Source organism: Streptomyces sp. NPDC088746 (assembly GCF_044751065.1).
In the GTDB taxonomy this organism is placed as follows: Bacteria; Actinomycetota; Actinomycetes; order Streptomycetales; family Streptomycetaceae; genus Streptomyces.
Genome location: NZ_JBIVLA010000005.1, coordinates 38,261 through 60,353, shown reverse-complemented (window position 1 = coordinate 60,353; position 22,093 = coordinate 38,261). Strand labels below are relative to the sequence as shown.

The window sequence follows — 22,093 nt, the reverse complement described above, 5'->3', positions numbered from 1 at the left end:
GACAGCCCTTAGACTGACCGGCCATGACGACTTTCCGGATGCCCGCCGACGAGGCCGAAGCCCGCTCCGTCCAGGACGCGTTGCGGGCGCAGGTGGTGCTGGACGAGCCGGGCCCGCCGCCCGGCACCGGGCGGGTCACCGGTGTCGACGTCGCGTACGACGACGAGCGCGACCTCGTCGTCGCGGCCGCCGTCGTCCTGGACGCGGCGACCCTGGAGGTCATCGCCCGTTCCACCGCGAACGGCACCGTGACGTTCCCGTACGTCCCCGGCCTCCTCGCCTTCCGGGAGATACCGGCGGTCCTGGCGGCGCTGGAGGGGCTGCCGGTGGACCCGGGGCTCGTCGTCTGCGACGGCTACGGGCGGGCGCACCCGCGCAGGTTCGGGCTCGCCAGCCACCTCGGAGTGCTCACCGGCCTGCCGGTCATCGGCGTGGCGAAGAACCCCTTCACCTTCCGCTACGCACAACCCGGCCCCCGGCGCGGTGACTTCACCCCGCTCCTGGACGGGGACGAGGAGGTGGGCCGGGCCCTGCGCACGCAGGACGACACGAAACCCGTCTTCGTCTCCGTCGGTCACCGCACCGGCCTGGACAACGCCTGCGCCCATACGCTCGCGCTGGCGCGCGACTTCCGTCAGCCGGAGACCACGCGCAGGGCGGACGCCCTCTGCCGGGCCGCCCTGAAGGAAGCGATCGGCTGATCGGGGCCCCCGCCCGGAGATCTGTTGCCGACTGAGTACAAATACGGATGTTGTTTGTCGAACATCAGGGGCAGGCTGGTACGCATGATCGACCACCACGCACCTCAGATGAGCACCGGAACCGTACGTCTCTCCCAGCGCGGCGTCGCCGTGGGCATGACCCTGGGCGTCCTCGCGGGCGCCGGCTGGACCGTGTCCATGGTCGTCACACTGGCGTCCTGGATGCTCTGACCCGCGCGCGCGGCGCCGGCGCTCAGCGCACCGCCGCGACCCGGAAGCGCAGCCCCGCGGCCGTCAGCCGCTCCAGCAGCGCGTCGCCCATCGCCACGGCCGTCGTGACCTGACCCGACGTCGCCGGCAGGTCGTCGAAGGCGAGCGCCAGAGCCGCTTCGGCCAGCATCTTCGCCGTCTCGTCGTAGCCCGGGTCGCCGCCCGACACCTCCGTGAAGACCCGCCGGCCGCCGCCCTCCCCGATGAAGCGGACGGTGAACCAGCTGCGCTTCCTGCGCTGTTCGCCGGGACCGGTGCCCGGTTCGACCCGGGCGGACAGCCAGTCGCGCGCGGCGGGGATCTGGGCGGCCCCCGCCAGCAGGACCGTCGCCGCCGTGCCGCCGATCGCCACCGGCAGGTGCTTCACCGAGGCGAAGTGCCGGTAACGGAAGTCGGGGCCGTAGCGCTCCAGCCCTCGCGCGGACCGCTCCACCACCCGGGGGTCCAGGGTCGGCAGCGGCAGCGCCCAGGTGCCGGTCTCCGGGCTGAAGTGCGGTGCTCCCTGCGGGGCCCGGGCCCTGCGGCCGACCAGGCGCGGCTCGTGCAGGCGCCGTTCCCGCGCCGCCCGCGCCATCTGCGGGCCGCGGCCCATCGCGGTGAGCGCCGAGGCGAACGTACCGCCGGAGAAGACCGCGTTGGTGCGGACATAGCCGTCGACGGTGAGCGGCACTCCCTCGGGAAGCTGCTGGACCGTGAAGTAGGCACCGAGGTCGTGCGGTACGGAGTCGAAGCCGCAGGCGTGCACCAGGCGCGCCCCCGTCTCGCGGGCGCCGGCGTCGTGCTCCAGGTACACGCGGTCGACGAACTCGGCCTCTCCGGTGAGGTCGGTGTAGTCGGTCCCGGCTTCCGCGCAGGCGGCGACCAGCTTCTCGCCGTACCAGACGTACGGTCCGACCGTGGACGCCACGACGTGCGTGGACCCGGCGAGTTCGCGCAGGGCGTCGGCGTCGTCCGCGTCGGCCGTCAGCAGCGGCAGGTCCGCGCAGCGCGGGTGCCGTCCGGCGAGGCGCTCGCGCAGCTGTTCCAGCTTGCCGCGGCTGCGGCCCGCCAGGGCCCAGCGGCAGCCCTCCGGCGCGTGCGCCGCGAGATATTCGGCCGTGAGCGCCCCGACGAAGCCGGTGGCCCCGAAAAGGACGACGTCATAAGGGCGTTCTGCCCCGCTCTGCCTGTTCATGAGTGCCTCCGCCTGCGCCGGCGCCGATGTAGCAGGCAGAGGGTAGCGGAGGCGTTCGCTGTGCCGTGCCGCCGGGGGAGGGCCTCGGTGCGAGAGGATCCGGGAGAAGGAACTAAGCGCTTGCTCGGCCAAAAGGGTTGTGCGGAGTGCGGTCCGTTCTTAGCATCATCGATGTTACATCAGTTGTGTCACACCGCTGGGGGCTTGATGGCAACGACAGGACGCGGGCCGCAGGGCCCACTCACCGGGGTGCGCGTCGTCGAGCTGGCGGGCATCGGCCCGGGGCCCTTCGCCGCGATGCTCCTCGCCGACCTCGGCGCCGACGTGGTGCGCGTCGACCGGCCGGGAGGTTCGGTCATCGGCATCGAACCCGCCTTCGACCTCACCAACCGCAACAAGCGATCGGTCCTCGTCGATCTGAAGGCCGAGGGCGGATCCGGGCAGGTCCTCGACCTCGTCGAGCGCGCCGACGTCCTGATCGAGGGCTACCGCCCCGGCGTCGCCGAACGTCTCGGGGTGGGCCCGGACGCCTGCCTGGAACGCAATCCGCGGCTCGTCTACGGGCGGATGACCGGCTGGGGCCAGGACGGGCCGCTGGCCGAGCGGGCAGGACACGACATCGGCTACATCGCCCTCACCGGGACCCTGTCCATGATCGGCAGATCCGGCGAGCCCCCCACGGTCCCCGCCAACCTGGTCGGCGACTACGCGGGCGGCTCGCTCTACCTCGTCGTCGGCGTGCTCGCCGCCCTCCAGCACGCCCGTACGCCAGGCGGGACCGGACAGGTCGTCGACGCGGCCATCGTCGACGGCGCGGCCCATCTCGCCACGATGATCCACGGCATGCTGGCGGCCGGCAGCTGGCAGGACCGGCGCGGCTCCAACCTGCTCGACGGCGGCTGCCCCTTCTACGGCTCCTACGAGACCTCCGACGGCGGCCACATGGCGGTCGGGGCCCTGGAGCCCCGCTTCTACGAGGAGTTCGCCGGGCTCCTCGGACTCGGGGACGAGGCCCCCGACCGCAACGACCTCGGACGCTGGGAGGAGCTGCGCGCCCTGGTCGCCGACCGGTTCAGCACCCGCACGCGCGCCGAGTGGACCGAGATCTTCGAGGGGACGGACGCCTGTGTGGCTCCCGTCCTCTCGCTCCGTGAGGCACCCCGTCACCCCCACCTCGCCGCCCGCTCCACCTACGTGGAGCACAGCGGACTCACCCAGCCCGCCCCCGCGCCGCGCTTCTCCGCGACGCCCGTCTCCGTGCGCAGCGCACCCGCCCTGCCCGGAGCGGACACCGAGGCCGTCGCCGAGGACTGGGACCTGCCGGGCCTGATGACCACCGGAAAGGAAACGACCGGCTGATGGAACTCTCCCTGCCGCTGAGCTACGCGGGCGACCCGCGCACCGCCTGCGACGAGGTCGCGGAACTCGAGTCCGCCGGACTCGACGCCGTCTGGGTCGCCGAGGCGTACGGTTTCGACTCGCCCACCCTCATGGGATACCTCGCCGCCCGCACCGACCGCCTGAAGATCGGCGCGGCGATCCTCAACGTCTACTCCCGCACCCCCGCCCTCATCGCCCAGACCGGCGCCGGGCTCGACGCCGTGTCCGGCGGCCGCGCCCTGCTCGGCCTCGGCGCCTCGGGCCCGCAGGTCGTGGAGGGCTGGCACGGCAAGCCGTACGACAAACCCCTCGGCCGGACCCGCGAGACCGTGGAGCTCTGCCGCCGGATCTGGCGCCGCGAGGTCATCGACCACCACGGCATCACCGACATGCCCCTGCCGAAGGAGAAGGGCGGCAAGCTCGGCAAGCCGCTGAAGATCCTCACCCGGCCGGTGCGCGACACCATCCCGCTCTACGTCGCCTCGCTGGGTCCGGCCAACGTCCGGCTGACCGCCGAGATCGCCGACGGCTGGCTGCCCACCCTCTACATCCCGGAGAAGGCCCAGCAGGTCTGGGGCACGGCCCTGGCCGAGGGCACGGCGAAGCGCGACCCGTCGCTCGGCCCGCTGCAGACCGTCGCGGGCGGCCTGCTGGCCATCGGCGACGACGCCGCCGCCCTCCGCGATCTCGCCCGTCCGCAGATCGCTCTCTACGTCGGCGGCATGGGCGCGCCCGGCAAGAACTTCTACAACGACCTCGCCGTCGCCTACGGCTACGAGAAGGAGGCCGCCACCGTCCAGGAGCTCTACCTCTCCGGGAAGAAGAGGGAGGCCGAGGCCGCCGTCCCGGACGAGTTCTGCGAGCTCATGACGCTCTGCGGCCCCGAGGGGTACGTACGCGACCGCATCGAGGCCTTCCGCGAGGCCGGCGTCACCATGCTCAACGTCACCCCCGTCGGTCCCGAGCCGGCGCGGCTGATCTCCACCGTCAAGAACTGGCTCCAGGGGGCTTGAAGTGCAGCGGCAGATCTTCACCGAAGAGCACGACGCGTTCCGCGAGACCGTCCGCACCTTCCTCGCCAAGGAGGTCCTCCCGCACTACGAGCAGTGGGAGAAGGACGGCATCGTCTCCCGCGAGGCCTGGCTCGCGGCCGGCCGCCAGGGACTGCTGGGGCTCGCCGTCCCCGAGGAGTACGGCGGCGGTGGCACCACCGACTTCCGCTACAGCGCCGTCCTCGCGGAGGAGTTCACCCGGGCCGGGGTCTCCGGGCTGGCGCTCGGCCTGCACAACGACATCATCGGCCCCTACCTCACCGGCCTCGCCACCGAGGAGCAGAAGCGGCGCTGGCTGCCCGGCTTCTGCAGCGGCGAGACCGTCACCGCCATCGCCATGACGGAACCCGGCGCGGGCTCCGACCTCCAGGGCATCCGCACGAGCGCCGAGGACAAGGGCGACCACTGGCTCCTCAACGGCTCGAAGACCTTCATCTCCAACGGCATCCTCGCCGACCTGGTGATCGTCGTCGCGAAGACCTCACCGGAGGGCGGCGCGAAGGGCCTGTCCCTGCTCGTCGTCGAGCGCGGCGCCGAAGGCTTCGAGCGGGGCCGCAACCTCGACAAGATCGGCCAGAAGTCCCAGGACACCGCCGAGCTGTTCTTCAACGACGTACGCGTCCCCAAGGAGAACCTCCTCGGCGAGCTCGACGGCGCGTTCATCCATCTCATGACCAACCTGGCCCAGGAGCGCATGGGCATAGCGGTCGCCGGGATCGCCGCCGCCGAACACCTCCTGGAGATCACCACCGAGTACGTCAAGGAGCGCGAGGCCTTCGGGCGTCCGCTCTCCAAGCTCCAGCACATCCGCTTCGAGATCGCCGAGATGGCCACCGAGTGCGCCGTCACCCGGGCCTTCCTCGACCGGTGCATCGTCGACCACTCCGAGGGGACGCTCGACGCCGTCCACGCCTCGATGGCCAAGTGGTGGGCCACCGAGCTCCAGAAGCGCGTCGCCGACCGCTGCCTCCAACTCCACGGCGGCTACGGCTACATGACGGAGTACCGGGTCGCCAAGGCCTTCACCGACGGCCGCATCCAGACCATCTACGGCGGCACGACCGAGATCATGAAGGAGATCATCGGCCGCTCGCTGCTCTCCTGACCTCCCCGCCCCGCACCGACCCCGAAAGGCAGCTGCCTTGAGTACCGAAGCATTCGTCTACGACGCGATCCGCACCCCGCGCGGCCGCGGCAAGGCCAACGGCGCCCTGCACGGCACCAAGCCGATCGACCTCGTCGTCGGCCTCATCCACGAGATCCGTGACCGTTTCCCAGGCCTCGACCCGGCGGCCATCGACGACATCGTCCTCGGCGTCGTCAGCCCGCTCGGGGACCAGGGCTCCGACATCGCCCGGATCGCCGCGATCGCCGCGGGACTCCCGGACTCCGTCGCCGGCGTACAGGAGAACCGCTTCTGTGCCTCCGGTCTGGAGGCCGTCAACCTGGCCGCCGCCAAGGTGCGTTCGGGCTGGGAGGACCTCGTCCTGGCCGGTGGCGTCGAATCGATGTCCCGGGTGCCCATGGGCTCCGACGGCGGTGCCTGGGCCATGGACCCGATGACCAGCTTCGAGACCGGCTTCGCCCCGCAGGGCATCGGGGCCGACCTCATCGCCACCATCGAGGGCTTCTCGCGGCGCGACGTCGACGAGTACGCCGCCCTGTCCCAGGAGCGCGCCGCGATCGCCTGGAAGGAGGAGCGCTTCGCCCGCTCCGTCGTCCCGGTCAGGGACCGCAACGGCCTGCTCGTCCTCGACCACGACGAGCACATGCGCCCCGGCACCACCGCCGACTCCCTCGCCTCGCTCAAGCCGTCGTTCGCGACGATCGGTGAGATGGGCGGCTTCGACGCGGTGGCCCTCCAGAAGTACCACTGGGTCGAGAAGATCGACCACGTCCACCACGCGGGCAACTCCTCCGGGATCGTGGACGGCGCCGCCCTCGTCGCGATCGGCTCGAAGGAGACCGGCGAGCGCTACGGCCTCACCCCGCGAGCCCGGATCGTCTCCGCCGCCGTGTCCGGCTCCGAGCCGACCATCATGCTCACCGGGCCCGCCCCCGCCACCCGCAAGGCACTGGCCAAGGCCGGGCTCACCATCGACGACATCGACCTCGTCGAGATCAACGAGGCCTTCGCGGGTGTCGTCCTGCGCTTCGCCAAGGACATGGGTCTGAGCCTCGACAAGGTCAACGTCAACGGCGGTGCCATCGCGCTCGGCCACCCGCTCGGCGCGACCGGCGCGATGATCCTCGGCACGCTCATCGACGAACTGGAGCGGCAGGACAAGCGCTACGGCCTCGCCACCCTCTGCGTCGGCGGCGGCATGGGCATCGCCACCGTCATCGAGCGTCTCTGACCGTCCCCGGCCCCTCTGCTTACGGAGAAAACAGCAATGACCGAGAGCACGACCATCCGCTGGGAACAGGACGAGACCGGCGTCGTCACCCTCGTACTCGACGACCCGAACCAGTCCGCCAACACCATGAACCAGGGCTTCAAGGAGTCCATCGCGGCCGTCGCCGAGCGCGCCGAGGCCGAGAAGGACTCCATCCGGGGCATCATCTACACCTCCGCCAAGAAGACCTTCTTCGCGGGCGGCGACCTCAAGGACATGATCAGGATCGGTCCCGAGAACGCCCAGGCGGCGTTCGACGCGGGTACCGCGATCAAGAACTCCCTGCGCCGCATCGAGACCCTCGGCAAGCCGGTCGTCGCCGCCGTCAACGGCGCCGCGCTCGGCGGTGGTTACGAGATCGCGCTCGCCGCCCACCACCGCATCGCGCTGGACGCCCCCGGCTCCCGTATCGGCCTGCCCGAGGTCACCCTCGGCCTGTTGCCCGCCGGCGGCGGTGTGACCCGCACCGTACGGCTGATGGGCATCACCGACGCGCTGCTGAAGGTCCTCCTCCAGGGCACCCAGTACACCCCCCGGCAGGCGCTGGAGAACGGCCTCGTGCACGAGGTCGCCGCCACCCGTGAGGAGATGCTCGACAAGGCCCGCGCCTTCATCGACGCCCATCCGGAGTCGCAGCAGCCGTGGGACGTCAAGGGTTACCGGATCCCCGGCGGCACCCCGTCCAACCCGAAGTTCGCGGCCAACCTGCCCGCCTTCCCGGCGAACCTGAAGAAGCAGCTGGCGGGCGCGCCCATGCCCGCGCCCCGCAACATCATGGCCGCGGCGGTCGAGGGGTCGCAGGTCGACTTCGAGACCGCGCAGACCATCGAGGCCCGCTACTTCACCGAGCTGGTCACCGGCCAGGTCGCCAAGAACATGATCCAGGCGTTCTTCTTCGACCTCCAGGCCGTCAACTCCGGCGCCAGCCGCCCGGCCGGCGTCGAGGAGCGCCAGGTCCGCAAGGTGGCCGTCCTCGGCGCCGGGATGATGGGCGCGGGCATCGCCTACTCCTGCGCCCGCGCGGGCATCGAGGTCGTCCTCAAGGACGTGACCGCCGAGGCGGCGGCCAAGGGCAAGGCGTACAGCGAGAAGCTCCTCGCCAAGGCGCTCTCCCGGGGCCGCACGACCGAGGCGAAGCGGGACGAACTCCTGGCCCGCATCACCCCGACCGGGGACCCGGCCGACCTCGCGGGCTGCGACGCCGTGATCGAGGCGGTCTTCGAGGACACCGCGCTCAAGCACAAGGTGTTCCAGGAGATCCAGGACATCGTCGATCCTGACGCTCTGCTCTGCTCCAACACCTCGACGCTGCCCATCACCGCGCTCGCCGAAGGGGTCACCCGCCCGGCGGACTTCATCGGGCTGCACTTCTTCTCGCCCGTCGACAAGATGCCGCTCGTCGAGATCATCAAGGGCGAGAAGACCGGCGACGAGGCCCTGGCACGCGCGTTCGACCTGGTGCGCCGGATCAAGAAGACGCCGATCGTCGTCAACGACTCGCGCGGCTTCTTCACCTCACGCGTCATCGGCCACTTCATCAACGAGGGCGTCGCCATGGTCGGCGAGGGTGCCGAGCCCGCGTCGGTGGAGCAGGCCGCGGCGCAGGCCGGCTACCCGGCCAAGGTGCTCTCCCTCATGGACGAGCTGACGCTCACCCTGCCCCGCAAGATCCGCGTCGAGACCCGGCGCGCCGTCGAGGAGGCGGGCGGCACCTGGGCCACGCACCCCGCGGACGAGGTCGTCGACCGGATGGTCGACGAGTTCGGACGGCCGGGACGCAGCGGGGGAGCCGGGTTCTACGAGTACGGCGAGGACGGCGGGCGGGGCGCGCTCTGGACGGGTCTGCGTGAGCACTTCACGAAGCCCGGCACCGACATCCCCTTCGAGGACATGAAGGAGCGGATGCTCTTCTCCGAGGCGCTGGACAGCGTCCGCTGCCTGGAGGAGAACGTCCTGATGACGGTCGCCGACGCCAACATCGGCTCCATCATGGGCATCGGCTTCCCCGCGTGGACCGGTGGTGTGCTCCAGTACATCAACGGCTACGAGGGCGGCCTGCCCGGTTTCGTGGCGCGCGCCCGGCAGCTTGCCGAGCGCTACGGGGACCGCTTCCTGCCGTCCGCGTACCTGGTGGAGAAGGCTGAGAAGGGCGAGACCTTCCACGACTGACGGCTGCCCCACGGGCCGCGTTCACTTCTCCTCGCTCGCGGTGAACGCGGCCCGCAGTTCCTCCTTCAGCGACCGCTGGAACGCTGTCAGCAGGGCCTGGAGCACCATCGGCTGCATATTGGCCGAGAGCGACTTCATCGCCTTCACGTGCTCCGGGTCCGACTCCCGCTCCCGGTAGGGGTTCCACACCTCGTCGCGGAACAGCCGCGTCAGCTCGTGGGCGGCCGACCGGGTGTGCTCCAGCAGGACCGTCCGTGCCGCCAGGATCGTCTCGTGGGCGATCGGTACGTCCAGGAGCTCCACGCCGAGCCGCAGCAGACCGGGATCCACCTGGAAGGGCGCCTCGGGCTTCCCGGGGCGCTCCAGTACGCCCATGGCCCCCAGCCGGTCCACGTCCTGCTCGCTGAGCGGCCGGCCCGCCCGGCGCTCCAGCTCCGCGCGCTCCATGTCCTCGGCCGCGTCCGGGGCCCACGACGCCACCAGGGCACGGTGGATGGCCAGGTCCTGCGCGCTCAGGTCGGGCGGCAGCTGCTGGAGATAGCGCTCGATCGCGGCCAGCGTCATGCCCTGGTGCTGGAGCTCCTCGATGAGGGCCAGCCGGGAAAGGTGGTCGTGCCCGTAGTGCCCGACGCGCCGGGGCCCGATCACCGGAGGGGGCAGCAGACCTCTGGTGCTGTAGAAGCGCACGGTGCGCACGGTGACTCCCGCGCGCGCCGCCAGTTCGTCGACGGTCAGCGTCGGCTCGTCGGTCCCGGTTGCCATGGCTGCTCCTTGTCGCGGGCAGGCCCGTCCTGCGGGGCCTGGGTCGATCAGGTGCAACAGTATTGCTGTATCACCACTGTTGTGAAAGTGCCGGTCGCGAAGCCGCGCTACCCGACGGGCACACCTACGTCGCCCACGGCCGCTGAACGTCCTCGCCGGCCTGAACAACTTCAGCCGCGTCTCCTGCTCCTCCGGCGCCCAGCCGGCCCCGTCCCTCGGTGACGGCCGACGTGTCACCTGGCCGGACACCACGGCGGCGGCCACCGATGTCGCGACCCGCGCGACCTTCGCCGGCAGCTGCGAGGAGTAGGCCCTCACCGACCCGTGCCAGGGCGTCCGCCGGAACTCCGGTGGGCGCCCTGGTCCGTCGACACCCACGGGGGTCCGCACCGGCGGAGTTGTACCAATCGGGTGCAACAGTATTGCTGTCTCACCGGTGGTGTGAAAGTCTCCGGCACCATCGAAGCGCGTCATTCCCTCCGGTACGGGCCCGTACAGCGCCCGGCCGACGGCAACAGGAGACGGCCGTGACCACGATCCTGCGAGTTCCCACCGAGACCGACCGGCTCACGCTGCCGGCCCTGCTGGCGCGTAACGCCGAGGACCACGGGGACCTGCCCGCCCTCTCCTGGCGGAGCCCGGGGGGCGGCGACGGATGGACCACCCTGACCTGGCGGGAGGTGCGCCGCGAGACCGCGGTGCTTGCCGCCGGGTACGGGGCCCAGGGCGTCCGGCGCGGCGAGCAGGTGCTGATGATGATGGGCAACCGCCCCGAACACTGGCTCAGCGACCTGGCCCTCACGCACCTCGGCGCGGTACCGGTCACCGTCTACGGCACCGCCGCCCCGGAGCAGATCGCCCACATCGCCCGGCACAGCGGTGCCCGGCTGGCGGTCGTCGAGGGGGCGCGGGAACGCGCACGCTGGGAGCCCCTCCTCGCGGACGGCACCGTCCCCCTGGAGGCGCTGCTCGTCGTGGAGCCGGAGGGTGCCGGTGACCGGACGTACGCCTCCCTGTACGCGACCGGGCAAGAGGCCTACGACGACAAGGAGTTCGAGGCGGCCTGGCAGGCATCGGTGGCCGACGACCCCCTCACGGTCGTCTACACCTCGGGCACCACCGGCGACCCGAAGGCCGTGCCCGTCACCCACCGCAGCGTGGTCGTCAACGCGCTGGCCCTGGACCGGGTGGTGGAACTCCCGGACCACGTCGCGCACATCTGCTACCTCCCCTTCGCCCACATCGCCGAGCGGATGCTGGGCATCTACCTGCCGGTCTTCCGGGCGTCCCACGTCCATCTCTGCGCCGACACCGCGGCCGTCGCGGCCACCGCGCGCGCCCTGCACCCCGCCCAGTTCTTCGGTGTGCCCCGGGTGTGGGAGAAGCTCGCCGCCTCCGTCAGGGCCGCGCTCGCCACCCTGCCCGAGGGGCAGCGGGCCGCGATCGAGGCGGCCGGGGACACCGCCCGCGAGCACGTGGCCTTCCGCGAGCGGGGCGAACAGCCGCCCGCGGAGCTGGAGACCGCCTACCGCCGCGCCAAGGAGACGGTCCTCGACCCGGTGCTCGCCCTCGCCGGCTTCGAGCGACTGGTGTGGACGGCCAGCGCCTCCGCGCCCATGCCGCTGGACGTGGTGCGCTTCTGGGCGGGCTTCGGCATCGTGATCATGGACGCCTGGGGACTGACCGAGACGGTCGGCGTGTTCACCACCAACAGCCCCTCCGGGTTCCGCCTCGGCTCGGTCGGCAGGCCGCTGGACGGGCTGGAGCTGAGGATCGCCGAGGACGGCGAGATCCTGGTCCGGGGCGAGACGGTGTTCGCCGGGTACCTGCGCGCCGACGGGACCGTCGAACGGGCGCTCGACGCGGACGGTTGGTTCCCGACCGGGGACATCGGCCGGATCGACGACGACGGCTACCTGTGGCTCACCGACCGCAAGAAGGAAATGATCATCACCTCGACCGGGAAGAACGTCTCCCCGGCCCTGGTGGAGAACGCCCTCAAGGAACACCCGCTGATCGGCCAGGCGTTCGTCCACGGCGACGGGCACTCCTACCTGGTGGCGCTCCTCGTCCTGGACGCGGAGATGGCACCCGCCTGGGCCGCGGCCCAGGGCATCGAGGCCGGCGAGGACTTGGCGGCGCTCGCCGACCACCCCGCCGTACGCGAAGAGGTGGACCGCGCCGTCCAGGCGGCCAACGCCCGGCTGAACCGCACCGAGCAGGTCAAACGCCACCGGCTGCTGGCCAGGGAATGGGGCCCCGACACCGGCGAGCTGACCCCCTCGCTGAAGCTGCGCCGCCGCGTGGTCCGCGAGCAGTACGGCAAGGTGCTGGACGCCCTCTACGAGGAGAGCGGCGCCTGACCCGGGGCCGGTTGTCGGTGGGGGGACGTACGGTGAGGGCATGTCGGGGATCACCTACGTACAGGGCGACGCCACCAGCCCCCGGGGCAAGGGCGTCAAGCTGATCGTGCACTGCTGCAACGACCTGGGCGGCTGGGGGAAGGGCTTCGTTCTGGCCCTCTCCCGCCGCTGGCCCGAGCCGGAGGCCGCGTACCGCCGCTGGCACCGCGAGCGCGCGGGCAACGACTTCGGCCTGGGCGCCGTGCAGTTCGTCCAGGCCGGCCCGTACACCTGGGTGGCGAATCTGGTCGGGCAGCGGGGGATACGCACCGGCAGCAAGGGCGTGCCGGTGCGTTACGAGGCGATCGACGCCGGCCTGGACAAGGTGGCCGCCAAGGCTGCCGAGCTGGGCGCGTCGGCCCACATGCCGAGGATCGGCTGCGGGCTGGCGGGCGGCACCTGGTCCCGGGTCGAGCCGCTCCTCACCGACCGGCTGGTGAGCCGCGGTATCGAGGTGACGGTGTACGACTTCGGCTGAGTGCCGCCCGCGTGGTGCCCTACAGGCCGTAGCTCTTGCCGATGATGTCGCGCTGGATCTCGCTCGTGCCGCCGTAGACGGTCGACACGACAGCCGCCCGCAGATGCCGCTCCATGTCGTACTCCGTCGCGTAGCCGTAGCCACCCATCATCTGCATGCCCTCCAGAGCCGCGTGCCGGGCCGTCTCGGTGGCCTTGAGCTTCGCCATCGAGGCCTGGCGGGGGAAGAGCCGCTCCGGCTCGGCGTCGCAGGCCGCCGCCACGTCGAAGACCAGCAGCCGGGCACACTCGATCTCCGTCGCCAGATCGGCCAGCCGGTGCCGCAGCGCCTGGAAGGAGCCGACCGGGCGGCCGAACTGCTCGCGTCCCCGCACGTACGCGACGGTGTCCTCCAGGATCCGCTCCGCCAGGCCCAGCATGTTCGCCGCCAGGAAGAGCCGCTCCGCGTCGAGGCCGGCCATCAGCTGGGTCCAGGCGCGGTCGGCCGTGCCCACCACCGCGTCGGCCGGCAGCGAGACATCGGTGAGGAAGACGTCGTTGACCTCGCGTCCCCCCATCGTCTCGATGGGCCGGATCTCGATCCCGGGCGTCCCGGCCGGGACGTGGAACATGGTCAGCCCCTCGTGCTTCGCGCCGCTCGCGTCGGTCCGGGCGACCAGCAGGATGTGCTCGGCCAGATGCGCGTTGGAGATCCAGGTCTTGTGACCGTTGACCAGCCAGCGCCCGTCCGGCGTCCGTTCGGCCTTGCACCGCAGCGCCGCCACGTCGGAACCGGCCTCGGGCTCGGACATCGCGATGGACAGCACCTGGCCGTCCACCGCACCACCGATCGCCGCCTTGCACTGGGCCTCGCTGCCGAAACGCTCGTACGCCTTCGCCGTGATCACGGAGGTGATGAACCCGCCCGCCGGTACGAGGCCGCGTGCCGTCTCCCGGAGGAAGAGGCAGGCGTCCGTCATGCCGCCGCCCGAGCCCCCGTACGCCTCGGGCAGGCACACGCCGAGCCAGCCGAGCTCCGCCAGCCGGGCGTAGAGGGACGGCGCGTGCGGGCCGCCCGCCTCCGCCGCCAGCGCGTCGCGCTGCTCACGCGTACCGCACTCGCGCCGGGCGAAGTCGCGCAGGGCGCCGACGAAGGCCCGCTGCTCGGCGGAGAGCCAGCGGGGGAGGGCGTGGTCGGTGGACATGGAAGCCTCCATAGGGGAGTGACGAAGAAGCGGGAGAGTTACAAAGAAGCGGACCAGGTAACTTTGTCGCGTTGTCGATATGGTTGAGTGGTCACGACGTACGGGGAGGGCTCATGGCGGCACCGGGTACCAACGAGACACTGCTGGCCGAGGCGCTCGGCGAGACCCCACCGTCCGACGCGCTGAGCGAGCAGATCCTGGACGCCGCACGCGAGCAGTTCATGACCTTCGGACTGCGCCGCTCGACCGTCGACGACGTGGCCAAGCGGGCCAAGGTCTCGCGGGTCACCGTGTACCGCCGGATCGGCAACAAGGACAGCCTGGTCTCCGCCTGCCTGCTGCGGGAGTACCGCCGATTCGTCCTGGACGTGGACAAGGCGGTGGCCGCACTGCCCACCATGGAGGAGCGGCTCGTCGCCGGCTTCGTCGCCGTCCTCAAGCACATCCGTGAACACCCGCTGGTGGGCGGGCTGCTGCGGCTGGAGCCGGAGATCATGCTCCCCTTCCTCACGCTGGAGAGCGGGCCCGCCTTCCTCGCGATGCGCGGATATCTGGCCGACCGGCTCCGCCACGCCCAGCGCGCGGAAGGGCGGCCGGAGACGGACACGACACCGGTCGCCGAGCTCATGGTGCGGATCACCGTCTCCTTCCTCCTCAACCCTGTGAGCTGCTTCGAGCTGGACGACGACGAGCAGGTGGGCACGTTCGCCAGGCGCTACCTGGTGCCGCTGCTCGGCGTCGGGTGAACGCCCTCAGAACCGGGCGTGCAGCCTCCTGCCCAGCTCGACGGCCCGGGCGACCTTCTCCCGGGGCGTCGAGAACGACGTCAGGTCCACCGCCGGCGCGAACCGCCGTACGGTGACCGAGTGCGGCGCGGCGAAGGCCCGCAGCCCCTCCTCACCGTGGATCCGTCCGTACCCCGACTCGCCCGCGCCGCCGAACGGCAGGGACGGGATCGCGGCGAAGCCCAGCACCGAGTTCACCGACACGGCGCCGGAGCCGAGGCGTTCGGCCAGTGCGAGCCCGGCCGCCCGGGAGCGGGTGAAGACGGCGGCGCCCAGGGAGTACGCCGACGCGTTGGCCCGCTCCACCGCCTCGTCCATGTCGCGCACCGGGTTCACCACGACGACCGGGCCGAAGGTCTCCTCCGTGACGGCCGGTGAGTCCTCCGGGACACCCGACAGGACCACCGGCCCGAGCACGCGGTTCCGCAGGGCGTCGGGCCCGCCCAGTTCGGCGGTGCCGCCGTCCACCAGCGCCTGTTTCACATGGCGCTCCACCACACCGAGCTGGGACGGCAGGGTGAGCGGGCCGTAGGCGTCACCCGGCACCAGCGCCCGCGCACGGCTCACGATGCGCGCGCACAGCGCCTCGTGCACCGAGGCCACCGCGTACACCCGCTCCACACCGGCGCAGGTCTGGCCCGCGTTGCCCATCGCGCCCCACACGATCGCGTCGGCCGCCGCGTCCAGATCGGCGTCCGCCGCGACCAGCACCGCGTCCTTGCCCCCGCACTCGGCGAGCAGCGGTGTGAGCGTGGCAGCGCAGGCCGCCGCGACCTTGCGCGCGGTGCCGGGCGAGCCGGTGAAGGCGACCTTGTCCACGCCGGACGGCCCTTCCGCTCCGGCCAGTGCGGCCCCGGTGGACCCCGGCCCGGTGACCGTCCGCAGCAGACCCGCGTGGTCCGGCACTGCCTCCCCGAAGCTCCGGGCCAGCAGGACCCCGACCCCGGGAGTGAGTTCGGACGGCTTGAACACCACGGCGTTGCCCGCCGCGAGGGCGTAGCCGATCGAGCCCATCGGGGTGTAGAGCGGGTAGTTCCACGGGCCGATCACGCCGATCACCCCGAGCGGGCGGTAGGCCAGAAGTGCCCGCTGATGGACCGACAGCAGACCGGACGACACCCGCCGCCTGCCCAGCACCCGGCGGGCGTTGCGGGCCGCCCAGTCCAGATGGACCAGCGTCAGCAGCACCTCGGAGCGGGCGTCATGCGCCGGTTTGCCGGTCTCCGCAGCGATCACCTCGGCGAACTCGTCCGCGCGTCCGGCCAGTTCACGCTTCCAGCGCAGGAGCGACGCGCGCCGTTCCCGCGCCCCGAGCGCTGCCCAGCCGCGGCCGGCGCTCCTGGCCTGCGCCACCGCGGCGCGGATGTCGTCGATGCCGTGCACCGCACGGTCTGTTCCGGTCGTCATGACTTCTCCATCGGCAGTGGTTCCAGCGGGCGGCTCTGCGCCCAGTGCGGTCCGAGGTCGTCGAGCTGGTATCCGAAGGGGTAGCTGCGTGGCCGGGGGCGGGAGGGCAGCCACCGGGGCCGCGCGGGCAGCAGTCGTACGCCGTACGAGCGGGCGTGCACCAGGCGGACGGCCGCCGCCCGCACCCACCGCGGCTGCGCCGGGAAGCCCAGCGCGCGCAGTAACGGCTCGTCCAGCAGCGCCAGCGAGAACCTGGCCACCAGAGGGCGCAGCGGGGCGGGGTACCAGGCGGCCATGACCCGGAAGGTGGCGTTGGCGACGCGCCGGTTCGCCGGGTCGTACGCGAACATCCGGGCCTCGTAGGAGTCGTGCAGCTCCTCGAACCCCTCGTAGGTGCCGGGTGCGCCCTCGATGCCCATCATGGCCGCCATCCGCCGCCCCACCTCCGCCAGCGCCCCCGCCTCCTGCGCGCACAGGGGCCGCCACCCGAACCGGTCGATCCAGCGTCTGGGGCCGACCACCGTGGTGGCCAGCACATAGAGGTAGTCCTCGTTCGGGATGCGGTACCTGCCGTGGATCCGGTTGAGGTGCCGGGCGGCGGCCCTGGCGCGCTCCGAGTCGAAGCCCTCGGCCGCCATCTCGTACCCGAACAGGACGGTGTCGTCGTAGCGCTTCTGGCCGTTGCGCTCGAACTCCTGGGTGCGGTCGAGCAGTACGGAGATCCTCGGAACCCCGTAGTCGCGCAGGAAGGCGACGCTGATGCCCTGCCGGTAGTCCCACGGGAACTCGTACTGGGACATCAGCCGGAGTATCTCGGCGCAGTCGGCGGCGGGGTCCATCCGGCGTATCTCGCGCAATCGGCTGTAGCGGCCCATGGTGTGTGCCCTCCTCTGCTCAACACACGTGCTGCACAAGGCATATGGCCGAACCTCTCGCCCTGGAGAGTCAAAGTTACAAATACTATTGACTTGTTTCACGCGGCGCGTCAACACTGCTGCGGGATCGCATACTGGAACACACACGGTCCGGGCGCCGCCCGAGCGCCCGCCGACCTCTGGGAGCATCCGCATGACCAGCGCAGGAGAGCCCGCACCGCCCCCGCCCGGCGGCGTCCTGTGGAGCCTCGCGGGCGATATCCGGGGACTGCTGATGCTGCCCGCCGCCCTCACGCTCCAGGTCGCCCACCCGGCCGTCGGCGCCGGCGTCGACGACCACTCGGTCTTCCGTACGGACCCCTGGGGGCGCGGCGAGCGGTCCCTGAGTTCGCTCCAGCTCTGGGTGTACGGGGGAGAGGCCGCCGCCGAGGAGGGGCGCAGGCTCAGGAAGCTGCACCGCACGATCCAGGGGACCGACACCCGCGGCCGCCGCTACCACGCGCTCACCCCCGCGAACTACGCGTGGGTGCACGCCACGGGCTTCCCCGTCTACCAGCACGCGTCGCGCTACCTGGTCCGCCCGCTCACCGAGGCGCAGGAACGCGCCCTGTACGGGGAGTGGCTCCAGGTCGGCCGGATCCTCGGCATCCACGACCGGGACATGCCGCAGACGATCGAGGAGTTCTGGCCGTACTACCGCGCGATGCTGGCCGACGAGGTGGAGGCCACCGTCGTCGTACGGGAACTGGTCGCCACGGACGCTCCCGTGCCACCGCCCGACCGGGGGCCCCTCGCCCTGCGCGTGGTCCTGAAGGCGCTGTGGCCGGTGCTCCTCCCGCCGCTGGCGCGGTTCCGCAGGTTCATCACCGTCGGGCTGATGCCGCCGGACGCCCGCGAGGCCATAGGGCTCGACTGGACCCCGGACCAGGAGCGCCGCCTCCGGCGCTTCGGCGCCGTGGTGCGGCGGATCGTGCCCCTGCTCCCGGAGCGGCTGCGCTACCTGCCGCTCGCCAGGTCGGCGCGGGCCGAGTGGCGGGCCGGGGGAGGGCTCAGGCCGAGGCCCGGCGGACCAGTTCGGTCGGGGTGATCACGGACTCGGGCCACGCCCCGGTGTCGCTGTTCAGCCGCTCCATCAGCAGCCGCACCATCAGCCTCCCCATGCCCTCCACGTCCTGACGGACCGTCGTCAGCGGGGGCACGGAGGCCTCCGCGACCGAGGTCATGTCGTCGAACCCGACCACGGCCACGTCCTCCGGCACCCGGACGCCCCGCTCGCGCAGCACCCGCAGGGCACCCGACGCCATCAGATCGTTGGACACGAAGACGGCGTCGAGATCCGGATGGGCGTCCAGCAGGTCCGACATGGCCCGGGCTCCGCCCTCCGCGGTGAAGTCCCCGTCCGCGACGAGCTCCGCTCCCGCGTCCGGCAGCACGTCGTGGTATCCGTCGATCCGGTCGAGCGCCGACGTCTGGTCCCGGGGCCCGGCGATGTGCGCGATGCGCCGCCGGCCGAGCGAGACCAGATGACGCACGGCCTCGCGGGCACCGCCCCGGTTGTCGCAGTCGACGTACGGCACCTGCGTCGTGTCCTCGCCCGCCGCCGAGTGTTCCGGGCGGCCCCCGTAGACCGTCGGGACGCGGAACCGCCGGATGATCGCGGGCAGTTCGTCGTCGGTGTGCAGGGAGAAGGCCAGTACGCCGTCCACGTGACCGCCGGCCAGGTAGCGGGTGACCCGGTCGAAGTCGCCGCTGCCCTCCACCAGGAGCAGGACCAGCTGCGCGTCGTGGGCGTTGAGCTCGCGGCTGATCCCGCGGATCTGGCGGGAGAAGAAGGGGTCGGAGAAGATCCGGAACTCGGGCTCGTCGATGATCACGGCGACGGCGCCGTTGCGCCGCGTGACCAGTGTCCGCGCCGCGTGGTTCGGGATGTAGCCGAGCTCGTCGACCGCCTTGCGCACCTGGTCCACCAGGGGCTGGCGTACGCCCGCGCCGCCGTTGACGACGCGGGACGCCGTCGCCCTGGACACTCCGGCGCGGGCCGCCACGGCCTCCAGGGTGGGCCGGGCGTCACGGTGCGGATCGGGGGTCGGGTCGGGCAAGGTCGCTCCTCGTACACGCGCGCCCGGGGCTGGGAACGGCTGGGACCGGAGGGTTCGGGCACGGACGCCGTCAGCCTATCGGCCCGGCCGGAGGCGGCCGATGCCGGAGACGCGGACCCGTTCACTCCGAAACGGCCGCGCGTGTACCGCTCGGGGATCCCGGAAGACGCGCACCGAGTGTGGTACTGCCTACGGAGAGCGAAATACTCGCATTGCGTGAAAGGTGCCATTTGTGTCACACGATGAGCAGAGAACGGGTGGGCGAGGGGAGTATCTGCCGGTAACGGCCGATCTGCCCACCGATCCGCACCACGGCCGCCGTGCCACGACCGACCGGGTGGTGTTCGGCGTCTCCGCAGTGCTCACCATCGCCTTCGTGATCTGGGGCGCCACGGCCACCGACTCGCTGACGGACGTCTCCAGCACACTGCTCACCGGACTCATCCACAACGGCGGCTGGGCCTTCATGCTGGCGGCCTCCTGCTTCGTGGTCTTCGCCCTCTGGCTCGCGATCAGCCGCTACGGGAAGATCTCGCTGGGTCAGGAGGGGGAGAAGCCCGAATTCAAGACGGTCTCCTGGGTCGCGATGATGTTCAGCGCCGGCATGGGCATCGGCCTGATGTTCTACGGAGTGAGCGAACCGCTGGCCCATTTCGTCAATCCGCCCCCGGGCACGCACCCCGCCGACGCGGCCGAGGCCATGCAGACGGCCATGGCGACCACCCTCTTCCACTGGACGCTCCACCCCTGGGCGATCTACGCGGTCGTCGGGCTGGCCATCGCCTACAGCGCCTACCGGCGGCACCGGCGCCAGACCATCAGCGCGGTGTTCATCCCGCTCATCGGCGAGCGGCACTCCCACGGGGTCGTGGGCCGCATCATCGACATCCTCGCCATCTTCGCGACGCTCTTCGGCTCCGCGGCCTCGCTGGGCCTCGGGGCCCTGCAGATCGGCAGCGGCTTCCAGGAGCTCAACTGGATGGAGAAGACCGGGACCGGCCTGCTGGTCGCGATCATCGCGGTCCTGACGGCCGCCTTCGTCGCATCGGCGGTCTCCGGTGTGGAGAAGGGCATCCAGTGGCTCTCCAACATCAACATGGTGCTCGCGCTGATCCTGGTGATCTTCGTGTTCGTCGTCGGCCCCACCATCATCATCCTGGACCTGCTGCCCACCTCGATCGCGGCGTACTTCGGTGACCTCGCCCAGCTCGCCGGCCGGACCGAGGCGACGGGAGAGGGCGAAGTCGCCGACTGGCTCGCCAGCTGGACCGTCTTCTACTGGGCGTGGTGGATTTCCTGGACGCCCTTCGTCGGCATGTTCATCGCGAGGATCAGCCGCGGTCGCACGATCCGGCAGTTCGTCGGCGGCGTGATCCTGGTGCCCAGCACGGTCAGCCTCATCTGGTTCGCCGTCTTCGGCGGCTCGGCGATCGAGCTGCAGAGGGACGGAAAGCTCGGGGGCGTCGGTGACACCCCCGAGGCCCAGCTCTTCGGGGTCCTCCACGAATACCCGATCGCCACCGTGATGAGCATCCTCGTCATGATCCTGGTCGGCATCTTCTTCGTATCCGGCGCCGACGCCGCCTCGATCGTGATGGGGACGCTCTCCCAGAAGGGCGTCCTCGAACCCGCGAAGTGGGTGGTGATCTTCTGGGGTGTCGTCACCGGGGCCGTCGCGGCGATCATGCTGCTCATCGGCGACGGGCAGGGGGACGCCCTGGCCGGCCTCCAGAACCTGACCATCCTGGTGGCCGCCCCCTTCACCATCGTGATGATCGGGATGTGCGTCGCGCTCATGAGGGACCTGCGCCAGGACCCGATGATCGTCCGCAGGGAGTTCGGCGTGGAGGCCGTCGAGTCCGCCGTCATCGAGGGGCACGCCAAGTACGACGGGGACTTCGAGATCCGGATCGGGCCCGGCACCGCGGAGATCACCACCGACGAACGCCACAAGCACGACCCACCGGCCTGACGGGACCGCGGCTCAGTCCACCAGCTGGGCCGCAGCCCGCGCACAGCCCCGGGCCACCGTCACCCCGGCGCCGCCGTGGCCGTAGTTGTGCACCAGCAGTCCGCCGCCCGGCAGCTCCTCCGCCTCGATGCGCACCCCCGCGTCGCGGGCCGGCCGCAGCCCCACCCGGTGGCCGAGGACCCGGGCCCCCGCGATCTCCGGCCGTATCCGCGCGCACCGCGCCACGATCTCCGCGGCCGTACGCGGATCGGGCGCGGTGCGCGCGTCGTCCGTCTCGGCCGTGCCTCCCAGCACCAGCCCGTCCGGCTGCGGGAAGAGATACGTCGTCGCGCTCGACGCCGGATCCGCCTCGGTGAACCACTCCTCGATGCCCGGGTTCTCCACGACCACCAACTGCCCTCGGACCGGCCGGACCCCGGGGTCGGGAACCAGGTCGCGCGCGCCGAGCCCGGTGCAGTTGACGACCACCCGCGCCTCGGCCGCCGCCTCCGCGAAGCCACGCACCGTACGCCGCTCGACCACGCCCCCCGCGGCGGACAGCCGGCCCTCCAGCCAGTTCAGATGGGCCGGCATGTCGATCAGCGGAAGCGTGACCCGCAGCCCCTCCGGCACCTCGGACGCGCCCTCCAGGCGGCGGGCCCACGGCCCGAGCGCGGCCAGGCGCTCGCCCCCGTGCACCCCGGCGACCATGCGGACGCCCGTCTCGGCGGGGGCGGCGGCCAGCTCCTCGTAGACCCGGAGGGTTTCGAGCGACCAGTCACCCACCAGAGCCTCGGGCTCGATCCGGTACGGCCACCAGAGCGCACCGGCCACGGCCGAGGTCGTGGCCGCTGCCGGGTCCCTGGACCAGACGCGCACCCGCAGGCCGCGCTCCGCCAGCAGCAGCGCCGTGGTCAGCCCGCTGACCCCGCCGCCCACCACGATCACGTCCGCCACCGTGCTCACCCCCGTCTCCGTGCCGCCCTCGCGTGTGCCGAGGACGGGAAGG

Annotated in this window: 19 protein-coding genes; 12 read left to right on the top strand and 7 right to left on the bottom strand. The window is 71.6% G+C overall.

Annotated elements, in window-relative coordinates; all coding sequences use genetic code 11:
- The first annotated feature begins 23 nt into the window (after window positions 1-23).
- Both ACIP63_RS22700 and mmpA read left to right on the top strand, forming a co-directional pair.
- Window positions 24-701: an endonuclease V gene (locus ACIP63_RS22700; protein ID WP_401518419.1), complete on the top strand. Its 678-nt coding sequence runs from the start codon at window positions 24-26 to the stop codon at window positions 699-701.
- An 84-nt stretch (window positions 702-785) separates the two neighbouring features.
- The gene (gene mmpA / locus ACIP63_RS22695; protein WP_014152821.1) at window positions 786-932 is read left to right on the top strand and encodes a morphogenic membrane protein MmpA; all 147 of its coding nucleotides are present in this window, start codon (window positions 786-788) and stop codon (window positions 930-932) included.
- 22 nt (window positions 933-954) lie between these two features.
- Here mmpA and ACIP63_RS22690 read toward each other — a convergent pair whose 3' ends face one another.
- Window positions 955-2,145 (bottom strand): saccharopine dehydrogenase family protein, encoded by a 1,191-nt coding sequence (locus ACIP63_RS22690; protein WP_401518416.1) that lies wholly within the window; start codon window positions 2,143-2,145, stop codon window positions 955-957.
- Window positions 2,146-2,352: 207 nt separating this feature from the next.
- Between ACIP63_RS22690 and ACIP63_RS22685 the strand changes: the two genes are divergently transcribed.
- From ACIP63_RS22685 to ACIP63_RS22665, 5 genes are read left to right on the top strand one after another with little or no spacing between them, the layout of a single operon-like run.
- On the top strand, window positions 2,353-3,504 hold the full coding sequence (locus ACIP63_RS22685) for a CaiB/BaiF CoA transferase family protein (RefSeq protein ID WP_401518414.1): 1,152 nt from the start codon (window positions 2,353-2,355) through the stop codon (window positions 3,502-3,504).
- Window positions 3,504-4,538, top strand: a complete 1,035-nt coding sequence (locus tag ACIP63_RS22680; protein ID WP_401518411.1) for an LLM class F420-dependent oxidoreductase — start codon at window positions 3,504-3,506, stop codon at window positions 4,536-4,538. Before ACIP63_RS22685 ends, ACIP63_RS22680 begins: the two co-directional genes overlap by 1 nt.
- A gap of 1 nt (window position 4,539) precedes the next feature.
- Window positions 4,540-5,682, top strand: a complete 1,143-nt coding sequence (locus ACIP63_RS22675) for an acyl-CoA dehydrogenase family protein (protein WP_401518410.1) — start codon at window positions 4,540-4,542, stop codon at window positions 5,680-5,682.
- A gap of 37 nt (window positions 5,683-5,719) precedes the next feature.
- Window positions 5,720-6,934, top strand: coding sequence for an acetyl-CoA C-acetyltransferase (locus ACIP63_RS22670; RefSeq protein ID WP_356715905.1), 1,215 nt, complete (start codon window positions 5,720-5,722; stop codon window positions 6,932-6,934).
- Window positions 6,935-6,970: 36 nt separating this feature from the next.
- On the top strand, window positions 6,971-9,142 hold the full coding sequence (locus tag ACIP63_RS22665) for a 3-hydroxyacyl-CoA dehydrogenase NAD-binding domain-containing protein (RefSeq protein WP_401518406.1): 2,172 nt from the start codon (window positions 6,971-6,973) through the stop codon (window positions 9,140-9,142).
- 21 nt (window positions 9,143-9,163) lie between these two features.
- Here the strand turns inward: ACIP63_RS22665 and ACIP63_RS22660 are convergent, their stop codons facing one another.
- Window positions 9,164-9,904 carry a MerR family transcriptional regulator gene (locus tag ACIP63_RS22660; RefSeq protein ID WP_362937314.1) on the bottom strand — a complete coding sequence of 247 codons (741 nt, stop codon included), beginning with the start codon at window positions 9,902-9,904 and terminating at the stop codon, window positions 9,164-9,166.
- Between the two features lie 527 nt (window positions 9,905-10,431).
- Between ACIP63_RS22660 and ACIP63_RS22655 the strand changes: the two genes are divergently transcribed.
- Together ACIP63_RS22655 and ACIP63_RS22650 are read left to right on the top strand one after the other, a co-directional pair.
- Window positions 10,432-12,267, top strand: coding sequence for an AMP-dependent synthetase/ligase (locus ACIP63_RS22655; protein WP_401518403.1), 1,836 nt, complete (start codon window positions 10,432-10,434; stop codon window positions 12,265-12,267).
- 40 nt (window positions 12,268-12,307) lie between these two features.
- The gene (locus ACIP63_RS22650) at window positions 12,308-12,784 is read left to right on the top strand and encodes a macro domain-containing protein (RefSeq protein WP_401518400.1); all 477 of its coding nucleotides are present in this window, start codon (window positions 12,308-12,310) and stop codon (window positions 12,782-12,784) included.
- Between the two features lie 19 nt (window positions 12,785-12,803).
- Here the strand turns inward: ACIP63_RS22650 and ACIP63_RS22645 are convergent, their stop codons facing one another.
- Complete coding sequence (locus tag ACIP63_RS22645; protein ID WP_401518398.1) at window positions 12,804-13,967, bottom strand: acyl-CoA dehydrogenase family protein; 1,164 nt, start codon at window positions 13,965-13,967, stop codon at window positions 12,804-12,806.
- A 113-nt stretch (window positions 13,968-14,080) separates the two neighbouring features.
- On the opposite strand from ACIP63_RS22645, the gene ACIP63_RS22640 reads away from it, so the two are divergent.
- Window positions 14,081-14,713 (top strand): TetR/AcrR family transcriptional regulator, encoded by a 633-nt coding sequence (locus ACIP63_RS22640; RefSeq protein ID WP_401518396.1) that lies wholly within the window; start codon window positions 14,081-14,083, stop codon window positions 14,711-14,713.
- Window positions 14,714-14,719: 6 nt separating this feature from the next.
- On the opposite strand, the gene ACIP63_RS22635 is transcribed toward ACIP63_RS22640, so the two are convergent.
- Window positions 14,720-16,159 carry an aldehyde dehydrogenase family protein gene (locus ACIP63_RS22635; protein WP_401518393.1) on the bottom strand — a complete coding sequence of 480 codons (1,440 nt, stop codon included), beginning with the start codon at window positions 16,157-16,159 and terminating at the stop codon, window positions 14,720-14,722.
- Window positions 16,156-17,034, bottom strand: a complete 879-nt coding sequence (locus tag ACIP63_RS22630) for an oxygenase MpaB family protein (RefSeq protein ID WP_401518391.1) — start codon at window positions 17,032-17,034, stop codon at window positions 16,156-16,158. The genes ACIP63_RS22635 and ACIP63_RS22630 overlap by 4 nt, the downstream gene beginning before the upstream one ends.
- Before the next feature lie 193 nt (window positions 17,035-17,227).
- On the opposite strand from ACIP63_RS22630, the gene ACIP63_RS22625 reads away from it, so the two are divergent.
- Complete coding sequence (locus ACIP63_RS22625; protein WP_401518388.1) at window positions 17,228-18,121, top strand: oxygenase MpaB family protein; 894 nt, start codon at window positions 17,228-17,230, stop codon at window positions 18,119-18,121.
- Here ACIP63_RS22625 and ACIP63_RS22620 read toward each other — a convergent pair.
- Window positions 18,084-19,133: a LacI family DNA-binding transcriptional regulator gene (locus ACIP63_RS22620; RefSeq protein ID WP_401518386.1), complete on the bottom strand. Its 1,050-nt coding sequence runs from the start codon at window positions 19,131-19,133 to the stop codon at window positions 18,084-18,086. The two genes, ACIP63_RS22625 and ACIP63_RS22620, sit on opposite strands and share 38 nt — an antisense overlap.
- Window positions 19,134-19,365: 232 nt before the next feature.
- Here ACIP63_RS22620 and ACIP63_RS22615 point away from each other — a divergent pair, with 232 nt between their 5' ends.
- Entirely contained in the window at window positions 19,366-21,105 is a 1,740-nt protein-coding gene (locus tag ACIP63_RS22615; protein ID WP_401518383.1) for a BCCT family transporter, read from the top strand.
- A 12-nt stretch (window positions 21,106-21,117) separates the two neighbouring features.
- Here ACIP63_RS22615 and ACIP63_RS22610 read toward each other — a convergent pair whose 3' ends face one another.
- Complete coding sequence (locus ACIP63_RS22610) at window positions 21,118-22,050, bottom strand: FAD-dependent oxidoreductase (protein WP_401519533.1); 933 nt, start codon at window positions 22,048-22,050, stop codon at window positions 21,118-21,120.
- Window positions 22,051-22,093 lie beyond the last annotated feature (43 nt).